Source organism: Liquorilactobacillus oeni DSM 19972 (assembly GCF_001436275.1).
Lineage (GTDB): Bacteria > Bacillota > Bacilli > Lactobacillales > Lactobacillaceae > Liquorilactobacillus > Liquorilactobacillus oeni.
This window is the reverse complement of the sequence record NZ_AZEH01000042.1, coordinates 48,210-75,076: the sequence shown is the minus strand read 5'-3', so window position 1 is coordinate 75,076 and position 26,867 is coordinate 48,210. Positions and strand designations below refer to the sequence as shown.

General features: G+C 36.2%; 32 protein-coding genes. 5 read left to right on the top strand and 27 right to left on the bottom strand.

Annotated features, from left to right (window positions below):
* Positions 1-219 precede the first annotated feature (219 nt).
* Together FD46_RS10045 and FD46_RS10040 are read right to left on the bottom strand one after the other, a co-directional pair.
* Positions 220-618, bottom strand: a complete 399-nt coding sequence (locus FD46_RS10045) for a CvfD/Ygs/GSP13 family RNA-binding post-transcriptional regulator (protein ID WP_057897028.1) — start codon at positions 616-618, stop codon at positions 220-222.
* A 31-nt stretch (positions 619-649) separates the two neighbouring features.
* The gene (locus FD46_RS10040; RefSeq protein ID WP_057897027.1) at positions 650-1,228 is read right to left on the bottom strand and encodes a peptidylprolyl isomerase; all 579 of its coding nucleotides are present in this window, start codon (positions 1,226-1,228) and stop codon (positions 650-652) included.
* A gap of 128 nt (positions 1,229-1,356) precedes the next feature.
* On the opposite strand from FD46_RS10040, the gene FD46_RS10035 reads away from it, so the two are divergent.
* Both FD46_RS10035 and FD46_RS10030 read left to right on the top strand, forming a co-directional pair.
* The gene (locus FD46_RS10035) at positions 1,357-2,361 is read left to right on the top strand and encodes an NAD(P)/FAD-dependent oxidoreductase (RefSeq protein ID WP_057897026.1); all 1,005 of its coding nucleotides are present in this window, start codon (positions 1,357-1,359) and stop codon (positions 2,359-2,361) included.
* 20 nt (positions 2,362-2,381) lie between these two features.
* The gene (locus FD46_RS10030) at positions 2,382-3,032 is read left to right on the top strand and encodes a VTT domain-containing protein (RefSeq protein ID WP_057897025.1); all 651 of its coding nucleotides are present in this window, start codon (positions 2,382-2,384) and stop codon (positions 3,030-3,032) included.
* A 94-nt stretch (positions 3,033-3,126) separates the two neighbouring features.
* Here FD46_RS10030 and FD46_RS10025 read toward each other — a convergent pair whose 3' ends face one another.
* The 19 genes from FD46_RS10025 to ccpA all read right to left on the bottom strand — a co-directional run bounded on the left by FD46_RS10025 (position 3,127) and on the right by ccpA (position 18,511).
* Positions 3,127-3,771, bottom strand: a complete 645-nt coding sequence (locus FD46_RS10025) for a TIGR01906 family membrane protein (RefSeq protein ID WP_057897024.1) — start codon at positions 3,769-3,771, stop codon at positions 3,127-3,129.
* Positions 3,749-4,525: a TIGR01457 family HAD-type hydrolase gene (locus FD46_RS10020; RefSeq protein WP_057897033.1), complete on the bottom strand. Its 777-nt coding sequence runs from the start codon at positions 4,523-4,525 to the stop codon at positions 3,749-3,751. The genes FD46_RS10025 and FD46_RS10020 overlap by 23 nt, the downstream gene beginning before the upstream one ends.
* Complete coding sequence (locus FD46_RS10015; protein WP_057897023.1) at positions 4,518-5,153, bottom strand: YutD family protein; 636 nt, start codon at positions 5,151-5,153, stop codon at positions 4,518-4,520. Before FD46_RS10015 ends, FD46_RS10020 begins: the two co-directional genes overlap by 8 nt.
* Positions 5,154-5,183: 30 nt before the next feature.
* The gene (locus tag FD46_RS10010) at positions 5,184-6,557 is read right to left on the bottom strand and encodes a bifunctional metallophosphatase/5'-nucleotidase (protein ID WP_057897022.1); all 1,374 of its coding nucleotides are present in this window, start codon (positions 6,555-6,557) and stop codon (positions 5,184-5,186) included.
* 17 nt (positions 6,558-6,574) lie between these two features.
* Positions 6,575-7,177 carry a metallophosphoesterase family protein gene (locus tag FD46_RS10005; RefSeq protein ID WP_057897021.1) on the bottom strand — a complete coding sequence of 201 codons (603 nt, stop codon included), beginning with the start codon at positions 7,175-7,177 and terminating at the stop codon, positions 6,575-6,577.
* 137 nt (positions 7,178-7,314) lie between these two features.
* A complete protein-coding gene (locus FD46_RS10000) occupies positions 7,315-8,664 on the bottom strand; it encodes an amino acid permease (protein WP_057897020.1) in 1,350 nt (449 codons plus the stop codon).
* A gap of 364 nt (positions 8,665-9,028) precedes the next feature.
* Positions 9,029-10,249 (bottom strand): acetate/propionate family kinase, encoded by a 1,221-nt coding sequence (locus tag FD46_RS09995; RefSeq protein WP_057897019.1) that lies wholly within the window; start codon positions 10,247-10,249, stop codon positions 9,029-9,031.
* Positions 10,250-10,271: 22 nt separating this feature from the next.
* A complete protein-coding gene (locus tag FD46_RS09990) occupies positions 10,272-11,285 on the bottom strand; it encodes a class I SAM-dependent methyltransferase (RefSeq protein WP_057897018.1) in 1,014 nt (337 codons plus the stop codon).
* 83 nt (positions 11,286-11,368) lie between these two features.
* A complete protein-coding gene (locus tag FD46_RS09985) occupies positions 11,369-11,659 on the bottom strand; it encodes a hypothetical protein (RefSeq protein WP_057897017.1) in 291 nt (96 codons plus the stop codon).
* Positions 11,660-11,664: 5 nt separating this feature from the next.
* Positions 11,665-12,099, bottom strand: coding sequence for a competence type IV pilus minor pilin ComGF (locus tag FD46_RS09980; RefSeq protein WP_057897016.1), 435 nt, complete (start codon positions 12,097-12,099; stop codon positions 11,665-11,667).
* Complete coding sequence (locus FD46_RS09975; RefSeq protein WP_057897015.1) at positions 12,096-12,362, bottom strand: hypothetical protein; 267 nt, start codon at positions 12,360-12,362, stop codon at positions 12,096-12,098. The genes FD46_RS09980 and FD46_RS09975 overlap by 4 nt, the downstream gene beginning before the upstream one ends.
* The gene (locus FD46_RS09970) at positions 12,349-12,768 is read right to left on the bottom strand and encodes a hypothetical protein (RefSeq protein WP_057897014.1); all 420 of its coding nucleotides are present in this window, start codon (positions 12,766-12,768) and stop codon (positions 12,349-12,351) included. Before FD46_RS09970 ends, FD46_RS09975 begins: the two co-directional genes overlap by 14 nt.
* Positions 12,761-13,069: a competence type IV pilus major pilin ComGC gene (gene comGC / locus FD46_RS09965; RefSeq protein ID WP_057897013.1), complete on the bottom strand. Its 309-nt coding sequence runs from the start codon at positions 13,067-13,069 to the stop codon at positions 12,761-12,763. The genes FD46_RS09970 and comGC overlap by 8 nt, the downstream gene beginning before the upstream one ends.
* Entirely contained in the window at positions 13,066-14,145 is a 1,080-nt protein-coding gene (locus FD46_RS09960) for a type II secretion system F family protein (protein ID WP_057897012.1), read from the bottom strand. The genes comGC and FD46_RS09960 overlap by 4 nt, the downstream gene beginning before the upstream one ends.
* Positions 14,081-15,052, bottom strand: coding sequence for a competence type IV pilus ATPase ComGA (gene comGA / locus FD46_RS09955; protein WP_057897011.1), 972 nt, complete (start codon positions 15,050-15,052; stop codon positions 14,081-14,083). The genes FD46_RS09960 and comGA overlap by 65 nt, the downstream gene beginning before the upstream one ends.
* A 94-nt stretch (positions 15,053-15,146) precedes the next feature.
* Positions 15,147-16,064: a ribokinase gene (gene rbsK, locus FD46_RS09950; protein WP_057897010.1), complete on the bottom strand. Its 918-nt coding sequence runs from the start codon at positions 16,062-16,064 to the stop codon at positions 15,147-15,149.
* Positions 16,065-16,174: 110 nt separating this feature from the next.
* Positions 16,175-16,900, bottom strand: a complete 726-nt coding sequence (locus FD46_RS09945; RefSeq protein WP_057897009.1) for a YebC/PmpR family DNA-binding transcriptional regulator — start codon at positions 16,898-16,900, stop codon at positions 16,175-16,177.
* A 94-nt stretch (positions 16,901-16,994) separates the two neighbouring features.
* Positions 16,995-17,492 carry a VanZ family protein gene (locus FD46_RS09940; RefSeq protein WP_057897008.1) on the bottom strand — a complete coding sequence of 166 codons (498 nt, stop codon included), beginning with the start codon at positions 17,490-17,492 and terminating at the stop codon, positions 16,995-16,997.
* Between the two features lie 17 nt (positions 17,493-17,509).
* Positions 17,510-18,511, bottom strand: a complete 1,002-nt coding sequence (gene ccpA / locus FD46_RS09935) for a catabolite control protein A (protein ID WP_057897007.1) — start codon at positions 18,509-18,511, stop codon at positions 17,510-17,512.
* Between the two features lie 188 nt (positions 18,512-18,699).
* Here ccpA and FD46_RS09930 point away from each other — a divergent pair, with 188 nt between their 5' ends.
* Entirely contained in the window at positions 18,700-19,806 is a 1,107-nt protein-coding gene (locus FD46_RS09930; protein WP_057897006.1) for a M24 family metallopeptidase, read from the top strand.
* Positions 19,807-19,885: 79 nt separating this feature from the next.
* Here the strand turns inward: FD46_RS09930 and FD46_RS09925 are convergent, their stop codons facing one another.
* Positions 19,886-20,374, bottom strand: a complete 489-nt coding sequence (locus FD46_RS09925) for a hypothetical protein (protein WP_057897005.1) — start codon at positions 20,372-20,374, stop codon at positions 19,886-19,888.
* A 22-nt stretch (positions 20,375-20,396) separates the two neighbouring features.
* On the bottom strand, positions 20,397-20,807 hold the full coding sequence (locus tag FD46_RS09920) for a DUF948 domain-containing protein (RefSeq protein ID WP_057897004.1): 411 nt from the start codon (positions 20,805-20,807) through the stop codon (positions 20,397-20,399).
* A gap of 170 nt (positions 20,808-20,977) precedes the next feature.
* On the opposite strand from FD46_RS09920, the gene FD46_RS09915 reads away from it, so the two are divergent.
* Positions 20,978-21,889, top strand: a complete 912-nt coding sequence (locus tag FD46_RS09915) for a mechanosensitive ion channel family protein (protein ID WP_057897003.1) — start codon at positions 20,978-20,980, stop codon at positions 21,887-21,889.
* 216 nt (positions 21,890-22,105) lie between these two features.
* On the opposite strand, the gene FD46_RS09910 is transcribed toward FD46_RS09915, so the two are convergent.
* The 3 genes from FD46_RS09910 to cbpB all read right to left on the bottom strand — a co-directional run bounded on the left by FD46_RS09910 (position 22,106) and on the right by cbpB (position 24,691).
* Positions 22,106-23,254: an N-acetyldiaminopimelate deacetylase gene (locus FD46_RS09910; RefSeq protein WP_057897032.1), complete on the bottom strand. Its 1,149-nt coding sequence runs from the start codon at positions 23,252-23,254 to the stop codon at positions 22,106-22,108.
* Positions 23,255-23,447: 193 nt separating this feature from the next.
* Positions 23,448-24,161, bottom strand: coding sequence for a 2,3,4,5-tetrahydropyridine-2,6-dicarboxylate N-acetyltransferase (gene dapD, locus FD46_RS09905; protein WP_057897002.1), 714 nt, complete (start codon positions 24,159-24,161; stop codon positions 23,448-23,450).
* Positions 24,162-24,214: 53 nt separating this feature from the next.
* Positions 24,215-24,691: a cyclic-di-AMP-binding protein CbpB gene (gene cbpB, locus FD46_RS09900; protein ID WP_420805353.1), complete on the bottom strand. Its 477-nt coding sequence runs from the start codon at positions 24,689-24,691 to the stop codon at positions 24,215-24,217.
* A gap of 152 nt (positions 24,692-24,843) precedes the next feature.
* Here cbpB and FD46_RS09895 point away from each other — a divergent pair, with 152 nt between their 5' ends.
* On the top strand, positions 24,844-25,578 hold the full coding sequence (locus tag FD46_RS09895; RefSeq protein WP_057897000.1) for an MIP/aquaporin family protein: 735 nt from the start codon (positions 24,844-24,846) through the stop codon (positions 25,576-25,578).
* 249 nt (positions 25,579-25,827) lie between these two features.
* Here the strand turns inward: FD46_RS09895 and FD46_RS09890 are convergent, their stop codons facing one another.
* The gene (locus tag FD46_RS09890) at positions 25,828-26,835 is read right to left on the bottom strand and encodes a Gfo/Idh/MocA family protein (protein ID WP_235805617.1); all 1,008 of its coding nucleotides are present in this window, start codon (positions 26,833-26,835) and stop codon (positions 25,828-25,830) included.
* Between the last annotated feature and the right edge of the window lie 32 nt (positions 26,836-26,867).

Genomic DNA, 26,867 nt, shown 5'->3' with positions numbered 1-26,867 from the left:
GATTTGTCGAAACTTTGTTCAGTTTTCAAAGGTCTACTTTGTTGCTTAACACAACTACTTTATGATACCTGATCAAGCAATTCATGTCAAGAACTTTTTAACAGTATAGAAACTTAATACGGCTGAAATTGCAATATACAATTATCATAGCTAAATCATATTAAATATGACCAACAAAAAATATATTACCAACTTATTAGTCAGACGTCAAGGAAAACTTTAATTAAGCTTTAAATTATCGCTTTCCATATCTACCAGTGCTTTTTTCATCCAACCATCAAGCCTGATTTGAATTGGTTTGAAACCTTCGTTAATTTTCCGGTTAGTCCAATAATGTTTGTGTTCACACCTAACAAATGGTTCAGGAGTAAGAACAAATGGCTTTTCTAAACATCTGACTGACAAACTAATCTTTTGCGAATATTCATCAATGTCTATTATCATCACTTTTACTTTCTGATCAGTTTTTAAAAATTTATGAATATCAGCTACGAACCCATGATGACATTCAGAAATATGAATGAGACCCTGAATATGATCATCTAAGGAAACAAATGCACCGTACGGTTGAATCCCTGTAACCTTACCAACAACAGTCATGCCAATCTTATACTTCATTTTTATCACCTCTTTTTAATACATCTAGTAGTTATTCTACTAATATAGCTTTTTCAATAACAACATCGTCTAAAGGACGATCAGCGTTTGTTTGGACATTTGAAATTTCATCAACGTTTTCCATACCTTCACGAACCTGTCCAAAAACAGTATGCCTGTGATCAAGCCAAGGAGTTCCACCATTTTGATAAGCTTTGACTATTTCTTCAGGATACCCTGCATGCTCCATCTGTGAAAACATTTCTCTAGGAACATTTTTATTTTGAACAATAAAGAATTGGCTTCCGTTAGTATCAGGCCCAGCATTAGCCATTGAAAGAGCACCCCTTAGATTAAATAGCTGCACAGAAAACTCATCTGGAAAGGGTTTGTTCCAAATGCTTGTTCCGCCGCTCCCAGTTCCTGTAGGATCTCCTCCTTGAATCATAAAATCAGGAATTACACGGTGAAAGATTAGATTATTATAATAGTCTTGCTTTACCAATCCAATAAAATTTTCAACTGTTTTTGGTGCTAATTTAGGAAAAAGTTCAATTGTAATTTTTCCATGATTTGTCTGTAATTTAACTACTGGATTTTTTTCATCTTGTTTAAGCTGAGGGTATTCCACTAAAAAACATCTCCTTTATATTCATAACTTCCATTTTACATAAATCCCTAATAATTTTCCAACTTATTTATTTTAACGTACAACTATGCTAACCTAATTTAGTGTATAAAAACGAAAGGAGTTCTACAATGTCAAACAAGGAATACTATGATATCACCGTAATAGGAGGAGGCCCAGTAGGTCTTTTTGCTGCTACCTATGCACGCATGCACCAAGCAAAGACACAGGTTATTGAAAGCTTGGACAAGCTTGGAGGACAGGTTTCAAACCTTTTCCCAACAAAAAAAATCTATGATATTCCTGGATTCAGTGCAATTAAAGCAAGTAAACTGATCGATGAACTTGTTCAGCAGACAAAATTGTTTTCCCCTCAAATTTTTCTAAATGAAAAAGTTACGGGAATTTTTAAAATCGATCAAGGTTTTAGGCTTGAAACTACTCAAAGAACTACCTATTCACATGCCGTCATAATCACAACAGGAATAGGAGCTTTTCAGCCGCGAAAATTAGCTTTGAATGAAGCGGCAAACTTTGAAAACAAACAACTACTATATTTTGTTGCTGATTTGCATAAATTTGATAACAAAGACGTGGTAATTGCAGGCGGTGGAGACTCAGCCATCGATTGGGCACTTGAACTTGCTCCTTACGTTAAGTCTTTACGTATTGTGCATCGCCGCGAAAATTTCCGTGCGCTCCAAGCAAATGTAGCAAAACTACAAACTACAAAAGCAATTTTTGAAACTCCTTATCTAATCAACCAACTGAAAAGCGAATCTGCTGAAAAGGTTAAAATAATCCTTAAAAGGGTCAAAACAGACAGTTTAAAAGAACTTGAGGCAGATTACCTCCTTGTAAATTACGGTTTTGTAACTGATGATACGTATTTGCAGAAATGGGATCTTAAGACAAATAATAGCTTGTTACAAGTTTCATCAAACATGCAAACATCTGTGCCAGGAATCTTTGCTGCAGGAGATATTATTGACTACTCTGGAAGAGCAAATTTGATTGCTACTGGGTTTGGAGAAGCACCGATTGCAGTTAACAGCGCTATGCACTACGTTTATCCAGACCTGCGCCAGCCTGAACATAGTACTCAACTAATTAAAAAATTCCCAGAAATCAAATAATCTTATCAAAGGAGACTATCATGGGCTTTCTAATTGATTTTGTTTTGCATATTGATTCTCACTTAGTAACAATCGTAAATACTTTTGGCAGTTGGACATATCTGTTTTTATTTTTAATTATTTTCATTGAAACCGGAGCAGTTATCTTGCCCTTTTTGCCAGGAGATTCTTTATTATTTGCAGCTTGCGCACTTGCAGCAAACTCTCAATATAATTTAAATATCTGGATCTTTGTTACCTTATTCTTATTGGCTCCTCTTTTAGGTGATTCCCTTAACTTTTTGATCGGCAGTAAGGTGGGGAAAACGATTAGGCCCAACTCACTATTGGGCAGATTTATAAAAGAAGAAGACTTGCACAAAACGAGGCTCTTTTTTGAAAAACATGGCGGGATCGCCATTTCAATAGCCCGTTTTATGCCCATTATCAGGACAATGTCGCCATTCGTAGCCGGCAGCAGCGGCATGCAGTTTCGCCATTTCTTCAGATACAGCATAATTGGAGCTGTTTCTTGGATGATTCTTTGCTGCGGAGCTGGATACTACTTTGGTAATTTTCCTATTGTAAAAGAGCATTTTTCACTGGTAGTAATTGGGATAATTTGTGTTTCTTTAATACCAGCACTTATAGGCGCCCTGCACAAGTTTATACGGACCAAAAAACGATCATAGAGTTTTTGCCAAGTTAAAAAAGCACTCAATGATAAAAAAGTTAGCCAGAAAGTAAGTTTCTGAAATTTTTTATCATTGAGTGCTTTTTCATTGTTTACTTTAAACTTCTTTTTCCACTTATAATTCCTGCTGTAAGAAAGCTTAGTAATAATAAAAAGAAAAGCCCAAAACAAGACAGAAAAAATGTATCAGGCAAGACATTGATAATAGGATCAAGTTGAGGATCAAATATCCAATCACTATTTCTGAAAAGTAACTCGTGAAAAGAAACGAAAAAAGCATTAAAGTTTAGAAACATTAGGATAACTACACCTACAATAATTAGTATAAAATTTTGGAAGGGGGCTATCAAACGCCACTGCTGCTTCTTTTTCCAAATAGTACTCAAACGAAAACAGCTTAATGGTGCAGTGATCAATAATACCAAATAATTAACTAAAAACAAATTCTTCACATCATAAAAATGCTGCAGCCCGTTATAAGACATTGGAAAAGCCAAATGTAATTCGCTTATCCACGGATAATTCAAAAAATGCAGTAGCGTCCTATACTCATTCATTAACTTAGCATTCGACATCCCTGCTCGTGCGCCTAAATGTTCTTGAATAACAAAAACATGATATAGCGGCACAAAGTTAATCGTGACAGTGATGCTTATTGAAATAAAAAACAAGAACAGACAAATCAGCCACAAAAGCCAAATAAGCCCTTCTTTATTAATCTTCAAACTTCCACTCATCTAGAGAATTCACCTCATAAGTAGGCTGGATTTTTTTTTGTGCAACTTGCTCAGGCGTTGAAACCCCAGTATACACAAGAAGAGTGTCTAAACCGCAATTTATACCCGCACTAATATCGGTCATGTAATTGTCACCTACCATAATAACATCATTTTTAGTAAGGCCAATTTTTTTAAGTGCCTTATCCATGATAATCGACTCAGGCTTTCCAATATACGTAGCCTTCTGCTGCGTAGCTCTTTCAACCATTGCAACTAAAGAACCTGCTCCAGGAACAAGTCCACGTTCATTTGGTAAATTGGTATCTGCATTAGTTCCGATAAATTTTGCACCGCGCTTAATAGCAAGCGTTGCTGTTTCAAATTTATGGTATGTAACATCATAATCCAACCCTACTACCACATAATCTGGATTTTCTTCGTTAAAAACGAATCCTCGTTCCAACAATGCCTTCTTTAAGTCTAACTCACCAATAACATACACACTTCTCTTGGTAGCATCAAGTTCTGAAAGATAGTCTGCAGTAGCTATTCCTGTAGTATAGACATTTCTTGGAAATACATGGATATCAAAATTTTCAGCCAGATTTTTAACTACCCGTTCGGGAGACTTGGTACTATTATTTGTTACAAACATAAATTGAATTTTTCTTTTCTGTAATTGCTCCACAAAACGTTTTGCAGCAGGTATCTTCAGCTTTCCACAATACATAGTTCCATCTAAGTCAATAAAATAGCCCTTATATTTATCCATTCTTTTTTCCATTTTTATTACCGTTTCCTCTGATATTTTTTTTCTGTCTAATTGTAAAATGACGTTTCTTTGAGTGCTTTTCAGTAATTGTTTCTACATGCTGCTTTATTTCTGGTGTACGTTTGCGAATCTCAAAATTTTTACCCGAAAAATGAGTACCCTTACGTTTATTTTGGCTATTGCCACCCGCTTTATTTTGACGGGATCGTCCACTATGTCCCCCGCGGTTTCTACGATGCGGTTTGCTCGGCTTGGCAACATCCAAATTTTGTAAAATAAAGTATGCACATCCAAAGTTACAATACTCATATAAATAGTCGTCTAGCTGATCTATCTTTTGAGAAGGTAATCCTCTCTCAGCTTTCTTTGCATAAAACCCGTGCAACCTTAGTTGATCATATCCCCAATCTCCAACAATATAATCATATTTAGTCAAAATTTGACTGAAGCGCTGTTCTAATCGATCTGTCTGAAATCCATCCTTAAAATTCTTTACAAGTACATACGGATGACCATCAATGGTCAATTCTGTTTTACTCTTCATTTTAATGTCACTTGCATAAGCTTTTAGTGTTTCTGCCTTTTTTGCAAGTTGAGCTTCCCGCCGCTCTTTTTTTTCGCTGTCCATTTCTTTCACTCCTTAAACTGTCAGCGCTAATTATACAGGATATTTAGCTGCAAAGTAATCCCCTACAATATCACGTAAGAAATGATCCGCCAAATAATGAGGGTGTCCAGCAATCTCTAAAGTAGGGAAAAAAGGACAGTAAATGAAATTATCAACCGTGGCAATTTGATAGTCTTTTCCCGGATCCAGGATTTGGTTATGCCAAGTAACACTTTTTGTAAAAGAATCGTACTCTATCCCATCATACATTATTTCTCCGAAAATTTTTCCACGAAACCCGTTTCCCTTAACAAAAGCGTTACGCAGGTGGTTGCGATTCTTTTCCATTTCACGAATTAAGCGCCAGAGGTTATAACCATTTAGTCTTACATTTACAACTCTCATAGGATGCGGCAAAATACTATGCAAGTTTTCCCTCGTAAGCTTTCCTTGGTGAAGATCCCCTAAGAAAAGCCCACCATTTAAAATAGCAGCTTGTGTATGTGTAACTTGTTCAAGAGCTTTAAGTGTAATATCCATTAAAGGCGAACCGCTTATCCATGAACCGGCAAAGTCATGAGGCAGTTCAGCAACTACACGCTTACCAAGCAAATCTTCTCCTCTTTTTTGATAACTTTCAATTTCTGCAAGGTCTCCTTGCGCTTCTGGAAGCAGTTCTGTTTTTGCCACTGCAGCTTCACTATCAATGATTTTTCCATTATCGAGTATTAGAGTTACTTTCCCTATATATTTACCCCACTTGCCTGCCGCACAAAGTAAGGTTTTACCAATTTTTTCTCCATGTTCAAGCAAATGATGAGTGTGACCACCAAGAATAACATCAAGTTCAGGATATTTTTTAGCTAAAGCTCTATCTGTATCAATCCCTAAATGAGATAGTAACACTAAGATATCTACTTGAGGTCTTAATTTTTTGATCAAACTTGGCAAAACTTCATCCACAGGCTCAGCCTTCCAGTTGTTCATTGCATAAGTCGCAGGAAAAGGAGCAGTACATCCAAGAACTCCAACCTTTGTTCCCTGAGGTGTAGTAATTACTTTTTGCTGATGAGCCCAAGAAGGTCTTTTTTTTGTTTTAAGATCTACGATGTTGTCCAACACTAATGTAAAATTAGCCTTTTCATACATTCGTGAAAGCTGCATATGCGAGTTGCCAATTCCTTCATTATTGCCAATTGTTGCTGCATCATATCCGATCTTATTCATCAAAGATATATTGCTCAAACCATCAGTTGCTTCACTTAAGGGGTGGACTCTGTCCATTATATCCCCTATATCAAAAGTCAGTACCGTTCCATTAACTGACTTCTTTTTTTCGCTCATTAAAAATCGCCTGATTTTTGGCCAATTTTCAAAATGTGAATGGACGTCATTTGTATGCAAAATTGTAACTTTTTCACGCATTGCTTAGCCTCCTCAAATTATCTCTTTTGAAAATCAACCTGCTTACCCTTTACAACCTTAACAACTTCTGCACTGCTTAGAGGAGTTCCAAAAGGTATTTTTTTAACTAAATAAGCAATTTCGGGTGAATCAACTCCCACATTAATGTTGGAAGCTGCATCCACGCTATAATGGTGCACATGTCCATGCAAATTAATGCTGTTTCTAGAAATTCCCAGCATCAACGGATAATGGGTAAGAAAGAATTGAAAGTGATCAAATTTTAAAATACAACCCACATCGTGAAAAACAAACTTTGGTTTCTTATCAGCAAGCAGATAATTATTCTTACCAAGAAATTTGAATAGTGCACGTGTGTCATGGTTACCCTTGATTAAAACCAGGTGACCATGAAGTTCCTTCAAAAGTTCATACATTTTTTCATAGTCTTCTTTTTTTGAACGCAACAAACCGATATCGCCCAAATGATAGACAGTGTCTTGTTCAGAAACAGCTTTATTCCAGTTAGTAAGAATAGTCCGATTCATTTCAGTCACAGTTAAAAAATGGCGATGTGCAAAATGAAGATCATACTTTAAATTTTGATCAAAAAAGTGTGTATCTGCAGTAAAAAAATTCATAAAAAAACTCCTAGCACATAATCAAGTTTATCTTACAACTTATTTACAATTAAAAAAAGAAACGACTAATTTTTAAAGAAGTTACACTGATTGCGTTACTATACTTTAAATTGTCGTTTCTCTTCTTAAATAGCTTTTTAAATAATTTTCTTTAAATGCCTACCTACCCATAAAAATAACAGCCATAACACCGCTACACCCAATGCCCACAGTGAAGTAGTATTCAAAAACATACTTCCTGCAACAAAGAATAAGAATGCAAGTACTAAGTAGTCGCTCCATGGATAAAAAGGCACTTTAAACTGAAAGCTTTTTTCAGTATTTGAACGACGATATTGCAAATGTGCAAGAATAATCATCCCCCATATGAATAAAAAGCAAGTTGTTGCAACGCTTGAGATAAAAGTAAAGAGTGCAGTATTTGAAAAAATAAAGTTAGCTAAAACTGCAATCCCAATTACTATTGAAGAAAATATTAATCCATTAGCTGGTACTTGCCTGCGTGATAGGGTACTCATTTTAAGCGCAAATTTACTCTTATTTCTATAGTTGAGTGAAAAGAGCATTCTACCAGTACTGAATAAAGAACTGTTGCAAGCAGAAGCGGCAGCAGTTAAAACCACAAAATTAATAATCCCCGCGGCAGCAGGAATTCCAATGTTTTGAAAAACCTGAACAAACGGGCTTTGATCTTCAGCGATCTTATTCCAAGGATAAATACACATTAATGCAATCAAAGAGCCCACATAGAATAAAATTACCCGTATTGGAATTTCGTTAATTGCCTTGGGAATCACATGTTTTGGATTTTCTGTTTCCGAAGCTGTTACCCCAATTAGTTCGATTCCTATAAAACCAAAGGTAACCATCTGAAACGAAGACAAAAAGCCCCTCAATCCTGTAGGAAAAATTCCTCCATCTGAAAATAAATTGTGAAAGCCAGCATAACCCACAGGAGTTTGGAACCCAAACACTACCATCACTAATCCTGCAATTATTAATAAACAAATCGCAACTATTTTGATTAATGCAAACCAGAATTCAGCTTCTCCAAATAATCCTACTGTGATTAAATTCATAATTAACAAGATAAGCAAGATAATAAAGCCCGGCAACCATTGCGGAACATTAGGAAACCAATATTTAAAATATAGGCCTGATGCAGTAACATCCGCCATCGCAATTGTAATCCAGCAAGCCCAATAGGTCCAACCAGTTACAAATCCAGCTTCTTTTCCTAGATATTTAGTAATAAAGTCAATAAATGAATGCGAATCTAGATCCGAAAGCAACAGTTCACCCAAAGCCCTCATTAACAAAAAGCAAATTATTCCTGTAAACAAATATGCAAAAACTATTGAAGGACCCGCTAAATGAATAGTTTTTCCTGCCCCTAAAAAAAGGCCGGTACCAATTGTTCCTCCTAAAGCGATCAATTGCACATGACGGCTTTTTAAACTGCGTGAAAACTTATTTTCTGTACTCATCAAGTTCCAAACCTTTTCAGTAAAATATTATTTTAGTCCAATTTGCTTGGCCCAATGACATCTAGTTTACTTTATTTTTAAATTGAAGTAAAATCCAACAATCTCACTTTAAGATGAACATATCTCATCTTAAAAGATATTTTTGCAAAAATGCTTTTAACAAGTTAAATTTAAAAACAAAAAACGAGCTTCAATCAAGACTTTCGTTTTGTTTGAAACTCGTTTTTAATACATATTTAATTTTATATATATAATTTACAAGAAATTAATTCGCCTAGTCTTATTCACATTGAGACTTTTAGCCGCCACCTTAATCAAGATAAACTATTATTAGTTTCATCAATTTTTTGCTTTGGAATATATCTTATTCGTTAATTTTTCTCACATTTACGTCCTGCACTTTATTTTGAGAAAGTCTGTATACATCTTTAGCAATCATTAATTCTTCATTAGTAGGAATCACCCATACTGATACAACAGATTTAGCATCACTAATTTTTGCTACTTGCGCTTTTGTAGCTCCATTAACCGTTTCTTTTAGCGAAACACCAAAAATACTTAACTTTTCACAAATTAATTTTCTAATTACCGGAATGTTTTCCCCGATTCCACCCGTAAAAACAATGGCATCGACTCTTCCCAGTTCAGTAGCATAAGCTCCAATGTACTTAACTATCCGGTTTACAAAAAGCGAAATAGCTAACCGTGCTCGGTGATCCTGGCGATTTGCAAAGATTTCTCTCATATCAGGTGAAATTCCAGAAATTCCCAAGAGACCAGATCTTTCATTTAAAATTTTAAGAATTTCAGTAGTTCCTACACCAAGCTGATCTTCCAAATAAAGTAACAGTGAGGGATCAACATCACCAGAACGAGTCTGCATCATAATCCCAGAAACAGGAGAAAAGCCCATACTTGTATCAAGTGAAAGTCCATCTTTCACTGCGCAAATAGATGCCCCAGAACCAAGATGCAATAAAATAGCATTAGTCTTTGATTTTTTTGCCTGCATCAGTTTTAATAACTCTTTTAATACAAACCTATAGCTGATTCCATGAGCTCCAAACTTTTGAACATGGTATTTTTGGTAATATTCATACGGAATCCCATAAAGATAGTTTTCTTCCGGCATAGTTTGGTGAAACCCTGTATCAAAGACGGCAACACTCAACGCATCCGGCAATTCAGCTTTAAAGGCCTTTATGGCCATAATGTTAGCCGGATTATGCAATGGAGCAAGAATCTTTAACTTCTCCATCTTTTCTAAAACATCATCATCTATTACAGTGGAACGCGCAAAGAATGTTCCACCGTTGACAAAACGGTGACCCACTCCTTTTATTTCTTTAAGATCAGAAACTATCTGGTACTCCGTTAACAATTTTAATAGACGTTCAACTGCCTGTAAATGATCCGTACATTCGAATTGCTCAGCTATTTTTTGCTTGCCGGCAACTGTTATTTCTTTTGAATTGCTTAATCCAATTCTTTCAATCTGACCGCTTGCCACGACTTCTTCAGCTGGCATCTGAAACAATTTCCACTTAAGTGTTGAGCTGCCTGCGTTAATGGCTAAAATTTTCATAAATATCTTCTCTCCAATTTATTCAGTCTTTAATGTTTTTAGAGATCCACTCATCAACTTGCTGAATAAATCTTGAAAAAGCTTCTTTTTCTTTAAATGTGGGAATATTTCCAAGCAAAACTGGTTTTGCTTGTTTGGCTTTGCCGCCACGTTTTTGCAACAACAATAAAGACTTTTGATTATTTTTGGAAGTAAATAAGTCTTCAGGAAGATTTAACATCCCTTGAAAAAGCCCTTGCTTTTGAATAACCTTTAATAATCCCTTAGCTTCCGTACTTTCAAATAACCCCTTTGGCACCAAGAAAAAGGCATATCCTCCTGGAACCAGGTACAATAGTGCCTGTTCAATCATTAAGTGATGTGCATATGAGTGGCCTGATTGAGCGCGTGTTTCAAAATTTTGTACCCGCTTATCAAGCGGATAATAGCCGATTGGTAAGTCAGCAACCACAACATCAGCTTTAGGGATGAGTAAGCTGTCGATTGCATCTTGATGGTAAAGTTCAATTTTAATCCGCTGTAACCGCGCACTCATTTCAGCAATTGCAAGCATTGTATCATCATTGTCTACGCCAAAAAGTTTAAAATCATTATAGCCGTTTTTCTTCAAATGATTGTTGACGGTTGTCAGTAAATTACCAGTTCCGACTGCAATATCAAAAATATTTTTAATATTCCGTTTAACTGTAATTCTTTCAATTAAATATGCAACTAAAAAGCCAATGCTATCAGGTGTAATTTGATGGTTAGCCTGAATTTTGTCATAATGATTTGCTTCAATCAATGCAAACTGTAGCACTTGCCGTATCTCTTCTGAAGACAGCGAAGCCGCTAAAATTTGCTTATATTTTGTTTCAAGCTGTTTCTTTATCTTTAATGAAGGCTTGCCCTTTTCAACCAACACTTTCCCTTTATCTACTAGATTATCACCGGATTCAATCAGCGCATCTAAATACGATAACCCTAATTCAGTCCGCAACAAATTAATAGTTTCATCAAATTTATGGTAGGTATCTTTTATTTTTTCTAGTCTCATTTTGAACACCTCACTAATTAAAACTGCTCTACTAGTTTAACGAATTAGTGAAGATATTTCAAATGCCAAAATTCATTCTCCAATTAATAATGTGCCGTATCCAGTTTTATTTCAAAGCCTGTGTCCAATTTTACTATGAAAGCATCGTTTTCTCTAATAACGCTTCCTTGTTGATAATCAATAACTTTTCCTTGTTGAATATCATTAGAAATAGCTAAATTTCGTAATATAAGGGCCGTATTGTAATGGACTGTGTCACTGAGAGTCGCCAACCTTTCATGATAATAAAATAACTGTCCTCCAAAAACTAAGCCCATAATCACTATTAAAGTTGTTCCAGAAAAAATAAGATATGCTTTTTTTGAGTCTTTCACAAAATTCACTCCTTCTTAGCCATCACAATTTTACAATTGTACTCCCTTTGATGAATAGAAGCTCTGATTGTCAAAAGATTATCGTGATAAAAGGTTTCGAAAGCAGAAACTTCATATAAAAGAGGTATATATCCGCCTTCTGATCCAGTCATCTTAACTAAGCCATTGTAGTACACAATTCTGTAATCCTTATCTTTTGTTGGGCTCGAAAAAAAAGTAATATTATTTTGAATATCAACGAAATGTAGGGAAAGATTCTCAGAAGAAATAAGATCTGCAAATTGTTCCCATTCAGCTTTATCTGCTTCTTGTGTATTATTGTCCACTCTAAACGAAGTATTAAAAGCCATATTTAGTATTCCAAGTAAAAAAACTGAAAGTGAAAGAGCTATTAAACATTCTAGTAAAGAAAAAGCCTTTAACCTTTGTTTCTTTTTCACTTTAGCTCTCCTTTTGGAAGAATAATGAAAGAATTTTCAAGTTCAGTTACTTCCTCTGTACTTAAACTCTCTCGTCCAACTAAAAGAAGCTTTTTACTAATATTTAGCTTCTTTTTCGTCTTTTCGAGCAGTACACGTTCTTTTTTTTCATAAACTTTAAACTGATGCTGGCTTTCAAAAAAGATTCCCAACAAAAAACAAATCACAACCATCTCTAAAAGTGTTTCAACTAATAAATAAGATCTTACTTTATTGTTTAACATAATACTTTCCCCATCCAAATTGAACTACGATTTTATAAGTGATAGGTGATAATGCAGACTTGACAACTATTGTATCTGCTGTAACGCTGCCAGTATTATAGACTCTGATTATCCGATATGCAGGTATTTCCATTGTTGCAGGCAACTTGATTACTGTATTAATGACATTTCCTTCTCTAAAAACAATCTCATGAGCTTTAAACTCTACCGTTCCACGCACATTATGTCTTGGCACAACAGCCATTTCCCTTACCCAAGCTTGTTTTAACTGCTGCCAAAAGATCTTTTCTTCCAATTTTTCTGCAGTATTTCCAGAAGAACGTAAAAAAAGCAACAGCAAAATCGAACTGAGAGATAAAACTAGAATTGCTTCAATTAACGTAAACGCTTCTTTTCTTTTAATCATCAATTACAATGCCAACTTTTTTCGCCTGTTCGTATTGTCTTTGGCTTAGGTAACTATCCTTTTTTAAATCATCTAAAGTAACTGTTCCTTGATCAGCATGTTCATTTCGATAAAGATCTGCTTGTGTCTGTACCACATCCGAAAGCGCTTCATTTCCAACGTTTTGTGCCCGATTTCTTTGGCTGCCGATATTTGGTAAAATAATCAGTATTAGGAGCCCAATAATGAACAAAACAATTGACATTTCTACTAGAGTAAAAGCTTGGTATACTTTATTTTTTTCTTTCTTTTCTTTTTTCATTTATACATTCCTCCAAGATTATGGTATAGCGGTAATAACATACTTAGATAAGAACTTATAATTAAAAGCGCCACCACTAGAAAAAGAAGCGGCTGAACTAACTCAATTAAACGATCCATCTGTACTAACAACCTTTTGTATATTGTTTGCGAATAAAACATTAATTCAGCACTTAATTCATTCAAGGTACTTCCTTTACTTAAAAAAAGGATAAATTCCTGTGGAATAAAATTATGTTTTCCAATGAAATATTTCATTCCTTGCCCAGCCATCAGCGTGTGTTTCAATTCTGTTCCGACATGGAAAAGCAGTGTATCTGGTTCAAACTCAACTAAAAAAGTACAAATTTTATTTAAATCCAATCCACTTTTCAAAAGAAGTGCCAAATTAAAAGAGATATAATAGTATAAATAAAGACGATAAAGCTTTCCAAAAAATGGCAAAGTACAAAGCCATTCTTTACGTTGAAGATATTTTTTATTACGGTATCTTAAATATATTTGAAAAATCCACAACATCAAAAGAATCAGACAAATAAAAAATGGCAAAAGAAGTGATGTATTAATATCGATAAGGCTAGCGTCTTTAACTGCCTGTTCAGCTTGAAAAGATCCTATTTCAGGTTTCAAAAAAAGCTGAAATGCAAAAATCAAAATAGTTATCAATATTAAAAGAAAAACAGGGTAAAGTAGGACTGCCTGCAAGCGCTGTTTTTGATGTTCCTTCTTTTCCCAAAAGTCTCCTAGCTGTTTAATACTTTCATATAGTACACCGTATTTTTCCGCAATATAAAGCTGGTTAAATGTTTCGTTGTCAATTAGCTTTTTTAAACTGAAACAAAAACCTTCTCCATTTTTTAAGCTGTGTTCTATTAATTCACAAATTTTTCTTTGCTGCGGCAATAGAATTTTAATATCAACTACTGCTTGTTGAAGCGAAAAACCTGATTTCAAAAGATCTGCAAGTGTTTTAAAAAAAACAAGTTGCTGTCTAAGCCGCCACCTATGTGTGTTACCCTTCCAGATACTTGACAAATGTCTGCTGTGTAATCCATTGATTCTCCAAGCATTTTTCAAGCCGCATCCTCCAATTCATTGTCATCTTGTTGCTGCCATTATTTTTAATAAAGTCCAGTGTATCAGGGGTGTCAAAAAATAGTTGGTCAAAAAGAACTTTACTTTCTCCCTGTACTGTAGGTAAAAGCCTTTGATAGCAAATAAGGTTTAATGTCTGATTCAAGTCTTCAAAATGAGCCCCCAGTGCAAGCATTCTTCTGATTACCCCATTAACATTCGCAGCGTGTACTGTGCTGATAACCAAATGTCCGCTCAACGCAGCATTTATCACACTGGTTGCAGTTTCCTTGTCACGAATTTCACCAATAATGAAGACATCCGGCCGATGTCGTAATGCCGACTTTATTAGTTCAGCGTAGGTCATCTGTGCTTTTTCATTGACTTGCAGCTGCAAAAAAGACGGTTCGTTTATTTCAACAGGATCTTCAATACACATTACTTGTTTCTTTAACTGGCGTGCAACATGATACATAGTTGTAGTTTTTCCCGATCCGACTGGACCTGAAAATAGAATCAATCCCTTTTTTTGAAGATTATTTACAACATTTTCAAACTGCTCTTGGAAAAAAAACATTCCTTCTGTTTTTTTCTGATAGATCAAGCGGATCACGAGAGATTCCCGGCCCAAAAAATCGCCTACACTTGAAAGTCTTCCGTAAATTTGTTCCGCAATCTCCATAGCACCGGTTTGTGGCCTACGATGCTCGCTTAACATCATATTTGCCCGATATTTCAAATTATTGATCATCTGTACTCCGCTTATTTTTTCAATCTTTTTCAAAAATTTCAGTTCTCCAGCAATATTTAATTTAATCAAGTAGCAGTTCTCTTTTGGCATAAAGAAAATATCACTTGCTTCCTTTTCAATAGCAATCTTTAATAATTCATTCAAACTTTTTGTAACCACTTCATCACCTCCTAAAACTAAATACGTAATTTTATTTTTTTGTGCTAAAAAAAGGTACGGCAAAATTAACTTTGCCGTACCTTTTTAGTTAATACTATCTTTTCATAATTTGTTTTTTCATCGGAATAGAAGGAATGGCTCCCAAATGCTGAACTGCCAGAGAAGCAGCCCTGCTGGCATAGACAACTGCTTCCCTAATATTACCTAAATCATTTTCAAGAACTGAGCAAAGGGCACCTATAAATGTATCGCCTGCACCGGTAGTATCCAAGACTTTAACTTTGAATGCAGGAATTAATTTTTTAAAAGTTGGAGTATAACAATATGCACCCAAACTCCCAAGGGTAATCACAACATTAGCGATACCTTTATCCGCTAAAAGCACTGCTGCTTTTTTTGCAGAAGTTTCGTCGGTAATTTTCACTCCTGTAAGTTCTTGAGCCTCAATTTCATTAGGAACTATCAAATCTGTTAAACCTAAAAGTTTTTGTGTTGCTTTCTTAGCTGGTGCTGGATTAAGAATTGTTTTTACCCCAGCATCTTTTGCTGCAATAAAAAATTCCTCTATTCTTTCCATTGAAACTTCAAATTGAGAGACTGCAAAATCAGCAGCTGCTATTTTCTCCTTTGCATCGAAAATATCTTGCTTTTTAATTTTTTGATTGGCACCGCCATTTATAATAATAGAATTTTGTCCTGATTTCTGTAATAAAATAAAAGCTTGGCCGGTAACACTTTTTGAGTCAACTTTAATATTGTCAGTATTGATTCCACTAGTTTGGAGCAAATTCAACATTGTTTTGCCATACTCATCTGCACCAACCCTGCCAACAAAAGAAGTAATGGCTTCACTGCGTGCAGAGGCAACGGCCTGGTTAGCACCCTTTCCTCCCCCGGCTGTATGAAAATCCGTCATTGCTATTGTTTCTCCTGGTTTTGGCAAGCGTGCTATTCGTAAAATAACATCCATATTGATACTCCCTAAAAAAACAACACTTTTTTGATCCGCCATCTTGCAACCTCCCTTTCCTTATAGTTCAAATAATAACATTTTTTGCAAAACAAAAGAAAATGCCAGCACAAATTTCGTACTGGCCATTTTCTTTTGTTTTGACTATAACACTATTCAGGTAACTCCCCTGAATGGAAGACCTCCGACACATCATCTTCATCTTCAAGTCTATCAATCAGGCGCTCAAACTGCTCAACTTTATCCTCTGGTACTGGTACATAGTTTTGAGGAATCATTGTCAATTCAGCTGTGTCAAGTTCATATTTCTTTTGCAGCTCATCTCTTACGTTAGCAAAATCTTTAGGATCTGTATAAACTTCGAACACTTCATCAGATGTTTGCAGATCTTCCGCTCCTGCATTGATAACATCTTCAAACATTTGATCTTCGTCAACATCCAAGTTTTCACGAGGAATCGCAATATAGCCTTTTCTGTCGAACATAAAGTTAACGGAACCTGTTTCACCTAGATTTCCGCCATTACGGGTAAAGTCAGCCCGAACAGCTGAAGCTGTTCTGTTGCGATTATCCGTCAGTGCCTCAACCAAAATAGCAACTCCGGCTGGGCCATATCCTTCGTAAGTTATTTCCTCGTAATTAGCACCGTCAGACCCTGAAGACTTATCAATCGCTCTTTTGATATTATCTTTGGGCATGTTGGCTGCGCGCGCCTTATCGATCATCAATCGAAGTTGCGGATTAGCGTCGGGATCAGGACCGCCACTCTTTGCCGCCATGTAGATTTCTCGCGATAATCTCTGAAAAATTTTCCCGCGTTTTGCATCTTGGGCATTTTTTCGGCCTTGGATGTTATTCCATTTAGAATGTCCTGACATAATCTAATACCTCTTTCCGAAAATTTAATCAGACCGATAATTCAGTCACTATGAATACTAGCAAAAAATAGTCATTAAATCAACTAACTAAAGACTATTTTTGCTTACTGGAAAAATATATTCCAAAAATTAGGATGCCTGCCAACCCCCCGATGCCATCCAAAATTACGTCTTGAAAAAGCGGAGTTCTTCCTCCGGTAAGCAGCTGATGATATTCATCAAGCGCTGCGTAACCAACGGTTGATAGAGCACAGATTAAAACACTCAGGACAGTGGAGTTCAGTCGTGGCTTTAAGCCTAAATAAAAAAATGTTCCTAAAAGCAGATAGCTGAAAAAATGGGCACCTTTTCTAATAAAAAATTCAACGAATTTAAAGTAGCCTATACTTGCAATGCTGACCCTTTCTTTTGCATATACAAAAGAAAAGCCATTCAAAAAATTATTGAAAGGCTTTTTGGCCAAATATTTTTCCAAAAAAGGCACTGAGGTTTGCTGCTTATACGTCATAGAAGAACTGATAAAGAGTAAAAGCATTATTAAAAATGCAAGCAAAAGAAAGGTGTCCGCGTTAAACTTAAACCTCTTTTTCAAAAAAAAACACCTCTTATTTACTTTGTTGAAGCACGTTTGATAAAACCATAAGGCAGTTCAACTGATTTTTCAGTAACTTCCTCTTTATTCATTAATTTTGTTAAAAAGCGCATTGAAACAGCACCAATATCATAAAGCGGCTGTGTAATTGAAGACAGTTTTGGACGAACTATTTCAGTAATTTTTGAATTGTTACTTGTCACGACTTCAAAGTTTTCCGGAACACCGGCTCCTGCATCTTGTGCTCCATTTAATACACCGGCAGCTAGTTCATCATCCCCTACAAAAGCCGCAGTTGCTCCCGCGGACACAATAGCAGGCCATAAGATTTCTCCGGCACGATAACTATAGTCAGTTTCAAAAACAAGTTCTGGGTCATATTCAATCTTCTTTTTTGCCAATACATTTTTATAACCCTTTAAGCGGTATTCACTGTTGATCGCTTCGTCCATTGGTCCAGAAATAAATGCAACTCTTTTATTTCCATGGTTGATTAAATCGCTGACTGCCTCTTCTACTGCCGCAACATAGTCAATGTGCACACTTCCAAGTTCTTCTTTTGGATCGACTGATCCTGCTAGAATAACTGGAGTTTTACTATGTTCAAATTGTGCTCGCAGCTCATCACTGATTTTATTTCCCATATAAATAATCCCATCAACTTGTTTAGCCAACAATGTATTTAAAACCTGAATTTCTTTTTGACTATTGCTGTCAGAATTAGCCAAGATAATGTTATATTTATACATCGTTGCAACGTCGTCAATTCCTCGGGCCAAAGAAGAAAAATAAATATCGGTGACATCTGGGATAATTACACCCACAGTAGTCGTTTTTTTACTTGCGAGCCCCCGTGCTACAGCATTCGGCCGATAGTCAAGACGCTCAATAACTTCCAAAACCTTTTTTCGTGTTGCCGGTTTAACATTGGGATTGCCATTAACAACTCGTGAAACTGTTGCCATTGAAACTGCGGCTTCTCGTGCAACATCATAAATTGTGATTGTTTTTTTTTCCATAATTTTTCCTTCCGTTTTTCATTAACTTTTCAATACCACTTCCTAATTTAGCAAAGATTTTAAATTTTTGCAAGCGTTTCATGACGCATAAGCGTCCTTTTTCACTAACCTTTCATATTAAATTGGTAGCGTCACCACAAAAAAGCTATGCTATAATTTAGATATTAACTTTATAAGGAAGCGATCAAATGTCACATATTGAAAAAGTCCAGGAATGGCTGGCTGATAATAATTATCAAGTCGGTTATATCAGCAATTTTAAAAATATCCAGTATTTTACTGGTTTTTCAAGCGATCCAATAGAACGAACCTTGGCACTGTTCATTTTTCCTGATCAGGAACCCTTCATTTTCGCACCTGCTCTTGAAGTTGAAGCAGTAAAAGATGTTGGCTGGAAACACCCTGTATACGGTTACCTAGATCATCAAGACCCATACCAGATTATTAAAGAAAAAATTTTGGCAAAAGTTAAAACACCAAGAAGATGGGCTATTGAGAAGAGTAACCTCAATGTAAGCCGCTTTGAAGAACTGCAGCGTAAATTTTCTCATGCTTCTTTTAACGGCAACTTAACCCCTTTAATCCAAAAGGAGCAGTTGATTAAAACACCTGCCGAAATTGAAAAACTTAAAATTGCTGGAAAATGGGCGGATTTTGCTTTTGAAGTTGGATTCAAAGCACTCAGTACTAAAAGAACCGAACAAGATGTTGCTGCAGAAATCGAGTATGCTCTAAAGAAAAAGGGAATCACACATACCAGCTTCGATACTATCATTCAAAGTGGTGCAAACGCAGCAGAACCACATGGAGAACCAAAAAAAGATCTCATTAAACCAAATAAACTTGTTCTATTTGATCTCGGAGTGATTTATGAAGGCTATATTTCTGATGCTAGTCGTACGGTAGCTTTCGGCAAAAAACTTGATGACAGGTCAAAAGAGATTTACAAAGTTTGTCTTGAAGCACAATTGGCTGCCCAAGAAGCCGTAAAACCTGGAATTCGTGCTGAAGACCTTGATAAAATCGCACGTAGAATCATTGAAAAAGCCGGCTATGGAGAATTCTTCATTCACCGCTTAGGTCATGGAATGGGCCAAAGTGAACATGAATTTCCATCTATCATGGAAGGAAACGATATGGAGCTTGCCCCCGGAATGTGCTTTTCAATCGAACCCGGTATTTATGTTCCTGGAGTTGCTGGAGTCAGAATTGAAGACTGTGTACATGTCACTGAAACAGGGGCACAGCCATTTACCCATACCTCTAAAGAATTACAATTTTTACCTTTAGTTTGATTATTAACCATATTAAAAAAAACAGACTTAACGTCTGTTTTTTTTGCATAAATTTTATTAGAAACAACTAATTATTAATTTACTTATCTTTAGGATAAAAGGTTTCAGTAGGATGATCTTTTTCAAATTCAGCGGCTTCTTTCGCCTCACCAAAAGCTGAAAGACCATCAATTACAATTTCATCTTCTTGTTCACTTTCATCATTGAAAGAATCATCTGCTCCTTCAGAAAAATCTTCTTTAGTTTTTTTAAACTGTTCCTTAAGTTCTGATGTTGCTTCCTTAAGGGAAGATAGCGCCTGTTCAAAATTCTCATTATTTTTAAAATCTTGTGCCTTATCGGCAACTTTTTTCTTCAAATCTTCAAAGGTTCCTTGCAGCCCCTCTTCGTCTTCAAAGTAATCCTTAGCATATTGATAATATCTGATTGCAGCTTCACGACCATCGCTAGTAGCCTCATTAACCTTTTGTCGGATTTCCTCTTTATGAGCACCAAAAACTTTTTTTGTCACATAATAAGCAGCAACACCTACAACTGCAGTTGCAAATAACGATGACTTTTTAACCATTGTGAAAAACCTCCTTCAAAAATTATTCTTTCTTCTTCTTTTTTCTTAAGCTGTACAACTTTTTAACTGCTCCAAAAGCCAACGCAGTCTTACCTGCTTTCTGAGTTGAAGCAGTAACCTTTTCGGCTAATCCTCTGCTTGCATTATTCAAGTCTGAAACACTTTCGCTCAAATCAGCAACAGTTTTAAAAAGTGGATCAATCGTTTTCGATTTGCTGTTGACATCTTCTAGTAAAGTATTTGACTTAGCTAGGATTGCTTCGACCTCTTTGGCAATTCCATCAGCATCAGTTCTTAACGTTTTAACACTTTCATTTACTTCTTTCATAATTTTAACAACTTTTACTAAAACTGCGCATAAGAAAATAACCAGCAATAAAAATGCTAATGCTGCAATTAAGCCCGCTACTTGCCCAAAAGTTAGTGTTGTCATATAGCTACGCCCCCTTAATTCGCTTTCCCCTAGAATATCATTGACACCGCTAAACTGCAATTAAAAGAAAAATGTAAACTAATTTTTATAACTAAAAAAAATCAACCACATTTTAACCTGAAGTCTGAACATTTTTTTGATATTATAGAAAGTAGTAAAGGAGAACTAATATGCAATTATTTTATTTTAGAGTGACCGAAGCAGTTTCAAAGGACATTACGGCACAGGTTACTAGACGAACGAACATGTTAAACAATTACCTTGCAAAAATAAACTGGGAAGATATTCTTGGAAAAATTTTTATGACAATTCTTTCAATTGTTTTGTTATCCATTTTCTTCTTAATTGTTAATTGGCTCGGAAAGATTGTCATCAGACGCAGTTTCAAAAGAACCCGTAAAAATGAACACTTGACTTCAAATCGTCTAAACACGATCTTTACATTGTCTCTAAATATCTTCCACTATTGTATCCTCTTTTTTTATTTTTACGCTGTGCTATCTGCTATAGGCATTCCAGTTGGTACATTATTGGCAGGAGCAGGAATTGCAAGTGTCGCCCTAGGATTAGGAGCTCAAGGTTTTGTCACCGACGTTGTCACCGGTTTCTTTATTTTACTGGAACAACAGTTTGACGTTGGTGATGAAGTAAAGATCGGCACTATTTCAGGAACGATCCGTGCAATCGGTTTGCGTACAACTCAGATTACCGATTATGATGGAACACTTCATTACGTCCCAAACCGAAATATTACGATTGTCAGCAACCTTTCGCGCAACGATATGCGTGCACTTATAGACATCTACTTTGATCCTAATTCAGATATTGCCGCAATGTCTTCAATCATTGAAAGAGTTAACCATGAATTAGCACCAAAATATACTGAAATCACCCGTGGTCCTACGTTTCTTGGAACAGTCGAGAACTCCAACGGTTCACTTTCACTTAGAGTAATTATCTATACTAAAAATGGAGCTCAATTAAACATCCAACGAATCTTTTTAGCAGCATACCTTGACCAGCTGACTAAAGCGGGCTTTAAAATAAAAACTTCCCCGTTGAATTTAACTACCGCATCGTGATAATGATTTCAAAAAAAGAAACTGAGTCAAAACTTATGTTTTTGACTCAGTTTTTTGTACTCTCTTGTAGTTTCCATATTAACGTGTTTCCTATAGTCAGTCTTTTCCGCTTAACCACGAATTACTCATAGTCAAATTCAGACTATGTTCGTAATTCGCAGTTAATGCTCAAAGCCTAACGACTATTGCCACACTTCCCACTTTTATTTTAATTTTCTATTTATTTCCTACTACTGTTTGTCTCTTCTTAAGAAAACCGATCATTGCGTTAACCCCTTTAATGATAGCTCCTTCTTTAGGCGCAAAATATTCCGAATGTAACGAATATGGGCTCTCAACACCTAGCCAAAACATTGTTCCTGGGATTTTAGATAAAAGGAACCCAAAATCTTCACCGGTCATAGCTGGCAAAGTCTCAATAAAATCTACATCTGGCGTATTTTTCATATAATCTATGAATGCCGCTGTGGTTTGCGGGTTATTTTCAACTGGATAATATCCTCCTTGGTGCAGATCAAGTTCAAGTTTGCATTCGAAAGACTCAGCTACACCATCAGCAATTTTACGGACTCTTTTTTGAATAAGCACGTTATTCTTTTGTGTCAAAGCTCTGATTGTACCGTCAATCTGAGCTTTTCCTGAGATTACATTACCAATCGTACCCGCAGAAAAATGCCCAAGAGTTACTACACCAGCTTGGATTGGATCAACATTGCGACTAACGATAGTTTGTATCTGATTAACAAACTGTGCCCCGGCCACTACCATATCATTAGCCCGATGCGGAAATGCTGCATGTCCGCTTTTCCCGATAAATTTAGCGTGAATTTCGCATGTTCCAGCAAAAAGTGTGCCTTGTCTGCAGCCAATACTTCCCACCGGCAGTTCTGGATTATCATGAAAAGCATAAATTTCATCAGGCATCCATTCTCCCAGTATGCCGCTTTCATATAGTTGTTTACCACCGCTTGCATTTTCTTCAGCTGGTTGAAAGATAAATGTAAGATTAACTTGAGGTTGATTCTCAGCAAAATAACTTAAAATTCCCAGTGCTACAGTCATGTGAATATCATGACCGCAAGCATGCATTCTTCCTTTATGCCGCGAAGCGTAAGCTAACCCTGTCTGTTCTTCAACCGGCAAGCCATCAATGTCAGTACGATAGCCGACTGTATAGCCTTGCTGCTTTCCATGTACATGAACTAAAATGGCAGTTTTCCATTTTTTAATTTCAAAATATGTTTGTGGCATACTTCTTATAATTTCAATTAATTTAGCCTGAGTTTCAAACTCCAGCATCCCAATTTCAGGTATCTGATGAAGCTGCCTTCTAATTTTAATCAATTCGCTTTCTGTCAAGCTCATTTTTTCATCCCGCTTTTTCATAGTTTGCTTTTTACTTAATCATACTCCATCAAAAACTATAGTTACACTTCAACTTTAACAAAAAACTGCAGAGTAAAATCAGATTCAACGGTTGTTTTAAGAACAATTCCATTGACTCCAAAAAATCCTCTACAGTAGTTTTTACTTGCTGGTTTTACAAGATAAATAGCACTTAAATCTTACGCAGGTCATCAACTAGTTCCGTCTTGCCGGCTTTTACATCAGCCACATCTTTAATCTTTCTAGCAGGAACACCTGCAACCACAGTCTTCGGTGCCACATCCTTGGTTACGACAGCTCCAGCCCCTACAACAGCTCCCTTACCAACTCGTACTCCTTCCAGAACAACTGCATTAGCTCCGAGTAAGACATCATCTTCGATCACAACAGGTTTAGCAGAAGGTGGCTCAACAACCCCGGCAAGAACCGTTCCAGCACCGATATGGCAATTTTTGCCTACTAATGCACGGCCGCCTAGGATTGCTCCCATATCAATCATTGAGTTTTCACCTACTTCAGCACCGATATTAATTACAGCACCCATCATAACCACTGCTTTATCCCCGATCACAACTTGATCGCGAATAATTGCTCCGGGTTCAATACGCGCATCAAACTTCTTCTTATCCAAGAGTGGCACACCTGTATTACGACCATCATTTTCAATATGATACCCTGTAATTGCTTTTCCTTTATTATCTGAGAGAAACGGTTCAACATCCTTCCAATCTCCAAAAATAACCCCTGCTTTTCTACTTACATAGGCTTCGATTTTTTTGGGAAATTTAAATTCTTTGAAGTCTCCCTTTACATACACCTTAACTGGTGTCTTTTTCTTAGATTCAGAAATAGTACGAATAATTTCTTTTGCATCTAATTTAACCATTTGTCTTCCTCCAATGCTTATTTAATTAACTGCCAAACTTAATTGGTTTGATTCTATAATCTTATATCTTTTTTTGCAATAATGTCATAATATTTATCCAAATCATGAGCCACAAAGTTGAAAGCTTTCATGATTTCTCTGCGGGTCACAATTCCTGTAAACATTCCTTCATCACTTACAACAACCAAAAACGGTCTATCAACAAGGAGATGAAGAATTTCTTCGATATCATACGGTAATTTAATCGTTTGAACATCTGTCTGCATAACTTCAGCAACTTTTTTGCTGCTTAGCTTAGTCGAATCAATTCCATTCATTCCCAACATAGTCTCAGTAAGCATTGACAAGGATAAAAGGCCCTTGAAATGCTGTTTTTTATCCAAAACTGGAATAGTTGCATATCTTACTTTAGTCAGTACCAGAAAAGCATGATCCAACTTATTATCTTCTTGAACATTTGCCACCATTTCAGCAGGTATCAAAAAGTGCTCTTGCCTTTGCAAAAATACCTGCTCGATCGGCTTTATCATCACAGCTAACAGCCTCCTTCGATCACTAGGTTTTATTTTATGATATTTCTGCATAAAAGCCAAATGATATCTTAAAATAAAAGCGTTTTCTAATATTTACATATTACCTTTTTGTGATAAGCTTATAAGGTATTTGTATAAAGGAGGTTAACATGGATTATTCATTAGCAACAAGGCTCGCGGCTGAGTTTTTCGGAACTGCTATTATGGTTCTGTTAGGAAATGGTTCCGTAGCAACGGTCGACCTCGAGCGTACTAAAGGCAGCAACAGCGGTTGGATCGTTATTGCAGTAGGTTACGGTTTTGCAGTAATGATCCCCGCTCTGATGTTCGGTAGCATTTCTGGTAATCATATCAATCCGGCTGTTACAATCGGCTTAGCTTCTATAGGTCTCTTTCCTTGGAGTGAGGTACTTCCATACATATTTGTTCAATTATTGGGTGCAATTATAGGACAACTTATTTTATACGCCTGCTTCAAGCCTCATTATGATTTAACTACCGATACTAATCGTGTCCTAGGAACCTTTTCAACAACAGATGCAACCAAAAACAACTTGAATGGCTTTATCAACGAGTTTTTTGGTACTTTTGTACTTGTATTTGGTGCCTTAGGAATTACAACTGCTCCTGAATTTGCAAAAGGAAACCAAATGTCCGGTTTTATAGGCTTGGGACTTTTGGTGATGGTCATTGTTGCTTCGTTTGGCGGCCCCACCGGTCCTGCACTCAACCCAGCACGTGACCTTGGTCCAAGACTAGTACATCAGCTACTTCCGCTTAAACATAAAGGATCATCACAATGGGGATATAGCTGGGTTCCTGTCTTAGCCCCAACTTTAGCCGGTATTTGTGCGGCTATTCTATTCAAGCTCTTCTTTTTGTAACATTAGACGTTAATAAAAAACCTCTGGCAAAATGAATAGAGTTCTGTTTAAACTAAAGATATATGTTGCGAAAAGAATTGACTGTTTTAACTTTAACCTATTGCTACTATCAAGTGTTGCAGGTTAAAAACTAGGAGCTGGGTCAAAACATACGTTTTGACTCAGCTCCTTTTTGATTACCGCTGCTTATTTCTATTTCCAAGGACCATAAATTACTGCGCAAATAACTTATTTTTGATATTCATTATCCTAATTTAAAGAATCACTGTACCATTTTCGGTATAAGGACTCCATTACAGTTATAGACTGGATTGTTATCTCTGGTGTGACAATCGGACTTACAAACTGCTTTTCCTGAAGACACTTATTAAGATGTTCAATTTCATAAACAAGATCATTTTTCTGTTCACTGATCACAAACCTTTTCGTTTTATTTTCATTTTCAAGCAACGCGGTATTTGATAACCGATAATTTGGAATTTTAATTCTGCCTTTCGTTCCGTAAAGTACAAGTTTAGTTTCAATCTCAAAATCAGTAGCTAACAATACATTCACCAAAAGGTCGTTCATTTTAAGTGAAAGGTTGCAACGGGTATCAGCTTCACCAACACGATTATATTCGAATCCGCTCCAGTCATCAAAACCCTGCCCGCCTAAATACTGAATAACCCCAAGAAAATTAGCACCTCCATTAAAAAGGGCACCTCCTCCAGCAGACAGTTTTTTTATCCAATCGGTTTTACCAGCGACATCGTAATGGTCCTTAACCTCAATAAAGCGCAAATCACCAATTATTCCTTGTTTCAAAAGCGTACGCACCTTTTGCATGATAGGCAGAAAAAGTGCACTTTGCGCTTCCATAATGAACAATTTCTTTTTTCCCGCTAACTGAAAAAGTTCGCTTGCTCCCACCTTATGACGTGTAAAAGGCTTTTCCAGTAAAACATTTTTCCCTTTGCTGAGTGCTCTTTTTGCATTTTCATAATAATCTTCATTCTTGACAGCAAAGTAGATAATATCAATTGTTTCATTATTAAGCAATTCTTCAGTTTTTGTATAAAGTTGAGGAATATCAAACTCTTGGACAAGTTTTTTGCCTTCAGCCTGTGTTTCAGTTTGATCTACTATCCCCATAACAATACTGTCAGGAACCAATGCAATAGCACTTAAGAATTTGCGTACAAGTTTACTTGTCCCTACTATCCCATAATGAATTTTAGCTGCCATCCCGTTCACCCCATCTATTTGGTTTAACATTAGTTTTACACTATTGTACCAAAGAAACAAGC

Coding starts and splice junctions, on each gene's coding strand:
- FD46_RS09970 (WP_057897014.1), bottom strand. CDS start 12,768: ATGATTAAAAGAAAAGAAGCGTTTACGTTAATTGAAGCAATTCTAGTT.
- FD46_RS09975 (WP_057897015.1), bottom strand. CDS start 12,362: ATGTTAAACAATAAAGTAAGATCTTATTTATTAGTTGAAACACTTTTA.
- FD46_RS10015 (WP_057897023.1), bottom strand. CDS start 5,153: ATGGACAGCGAAAAAAAAGAGCGGCGGGAAGCTCAACTTGCAAAAAAG.
- FD46_RS09990 (WP_057897018.1), bottom strand. CDS start 11,285: ATGAGACTAGAAAAAATAAAAGATACCTACCATAAATTTGATGAAACT.
- FD46_RS10030 (WP_057897025.1), top strand. CDS start 2,382: ATGGGCTTTCTAATTGATTTTGTTTTGCATATTGATTCTCACTTAGTA.
- FD46_RS09920 (WP_057897004.1), bottom strand. CDS start 20,807: ATGACAACACTAACTTTTGGGCAAGTAGCGGGCTTAATTGCAGCATTA.
- FD46_RS10000 (WP_057897020.1), bottom strand. CDS start 8,664: ATGAGTACAGAAAATAAGTTTTCACGCAGTTTAAAAAGCCGTCATGTG.
- FD46_RS10005 (WP_057897021.1), bottom strand. CDS start 7,177: ATGAATTTTTTTACTGCAGATACACACTTTTTTGATCAAAATTTAAAG.
- FD46_RS09910 (WP_057897032.1), bottom strand. CDS start 23,254: ATGAGCTTGACAGAAAGCGAATTGATTAAAATTAGAAGGCAGCTTCAT.
- FD46_RS10020 (WP_057897033.1), bottom strand. CDS start 4,525: ATGGATAAATATAAGGGCTATTTTATTGACTTAGATGGAACTATGTAT.
- ccpA (WP_057897007.1), bottom strand. CDS start 18,511: ATGGAAAAAAAAACAATCACAATTTATGATGTTGCACGAGAAGCCGCA.
- FD46_RS10035 (WP_057897026.1), top strand. CDS start 1,357: ATGTCAAACAAGGAATACTATGATATCACCGTAATAGGAGGAGGCCCA.
- FD46_RS10010 (WP_057897022.1), bottom strand. CDS start 6,557: ATGCGTGAAAAAGTTACAATTTTGCATACAAATGACGTCCATTCACAT.
- FD46_RS09925 (WP_057897005.1), bottom strand. CDS start 20,374: ATGGTTAAAAAGTCATCGTTATTTGCAACTGCAGTTGTAGGTGTTGCT.
- FD46_RS09930 (WP_057897006.1), top strand. CDS start 18,700: ATGTCACATATTGAAAAAGTCCAGGAATGGCTGGCTGATAATAATTAT.
- FD46_RS09915 (WP_057897003.1), top strand. CDS start 20,978: ATGCAATTATTTTATTTTAGAGTGACCGAAGCAGTTTCAAAGGACATT.
- cbpB (WP_420805353.1), bottom strand. CDS start 24,691: ATGATAAAGCCGATCGAGCAGGTATTTTTGCAAAGGCAAGAGCACTTT.
- FD46_RS09945 (WP_057897009.1), bottom strand. CDS start 16,900: ATGTCAGGACATTCTAAATGGAATAACATCCAAGGCCGAAAAAATGCC.
- FD46_RS10045 (WP_057897028.1), bottom strand. CDS start 618: ATGAAGTATAAGATTGGCATGACTGTTGTTGGTAAGGTTACAGGGATT.
- comGC (WP_057897013.1), bottom strand. CDS start 13,069: ATGAAAAAAGAAAAGAAAGAAAAAAATAAAGTATACCAAGCTTTTACT.
- FD46_RS09995 (WP_057897019.1), bottom strand. CDS start 10,249: ATGAAAATTTTAGCCATTAACGCAGGCAGCTCAACACTTAAGTGGAAA.
- dapD (WP_057897002.1), bottom strand. CDS start 24,161: ATGGTTAAATTAGATGCAAAAGAAATTATTCGTACTATTTCTGAATCT.
- FD46_RS09890 (WP_235805617.1), bottom strand. CDS start 26,835: ATGTTAAACCAAATAGATGGGGTGAACGGGATGGCAGCTAAAATTCAT.
- FD46_RS10025 (WP_057897024.1), bottom strand. CDS start 3,771: ATGAGTGGAAGTTTGAAGATTAATAAAGAAGGGCTTATTTGGCTTTTG.
- FD46_RS09895 (WP_057897000.1), top strand. CDS start 24,844: ATGGATTATTCATTAGCAACAAGGCTCGCGGCTGAGTTTTTCGGAACT.
- rbsK (WP_057897010.1), bottom strand. CDS start 16,064: ATGGCGGATCAAAAAAGTGTTGTTTTTTTAGGGAGTATCAATATGGAT.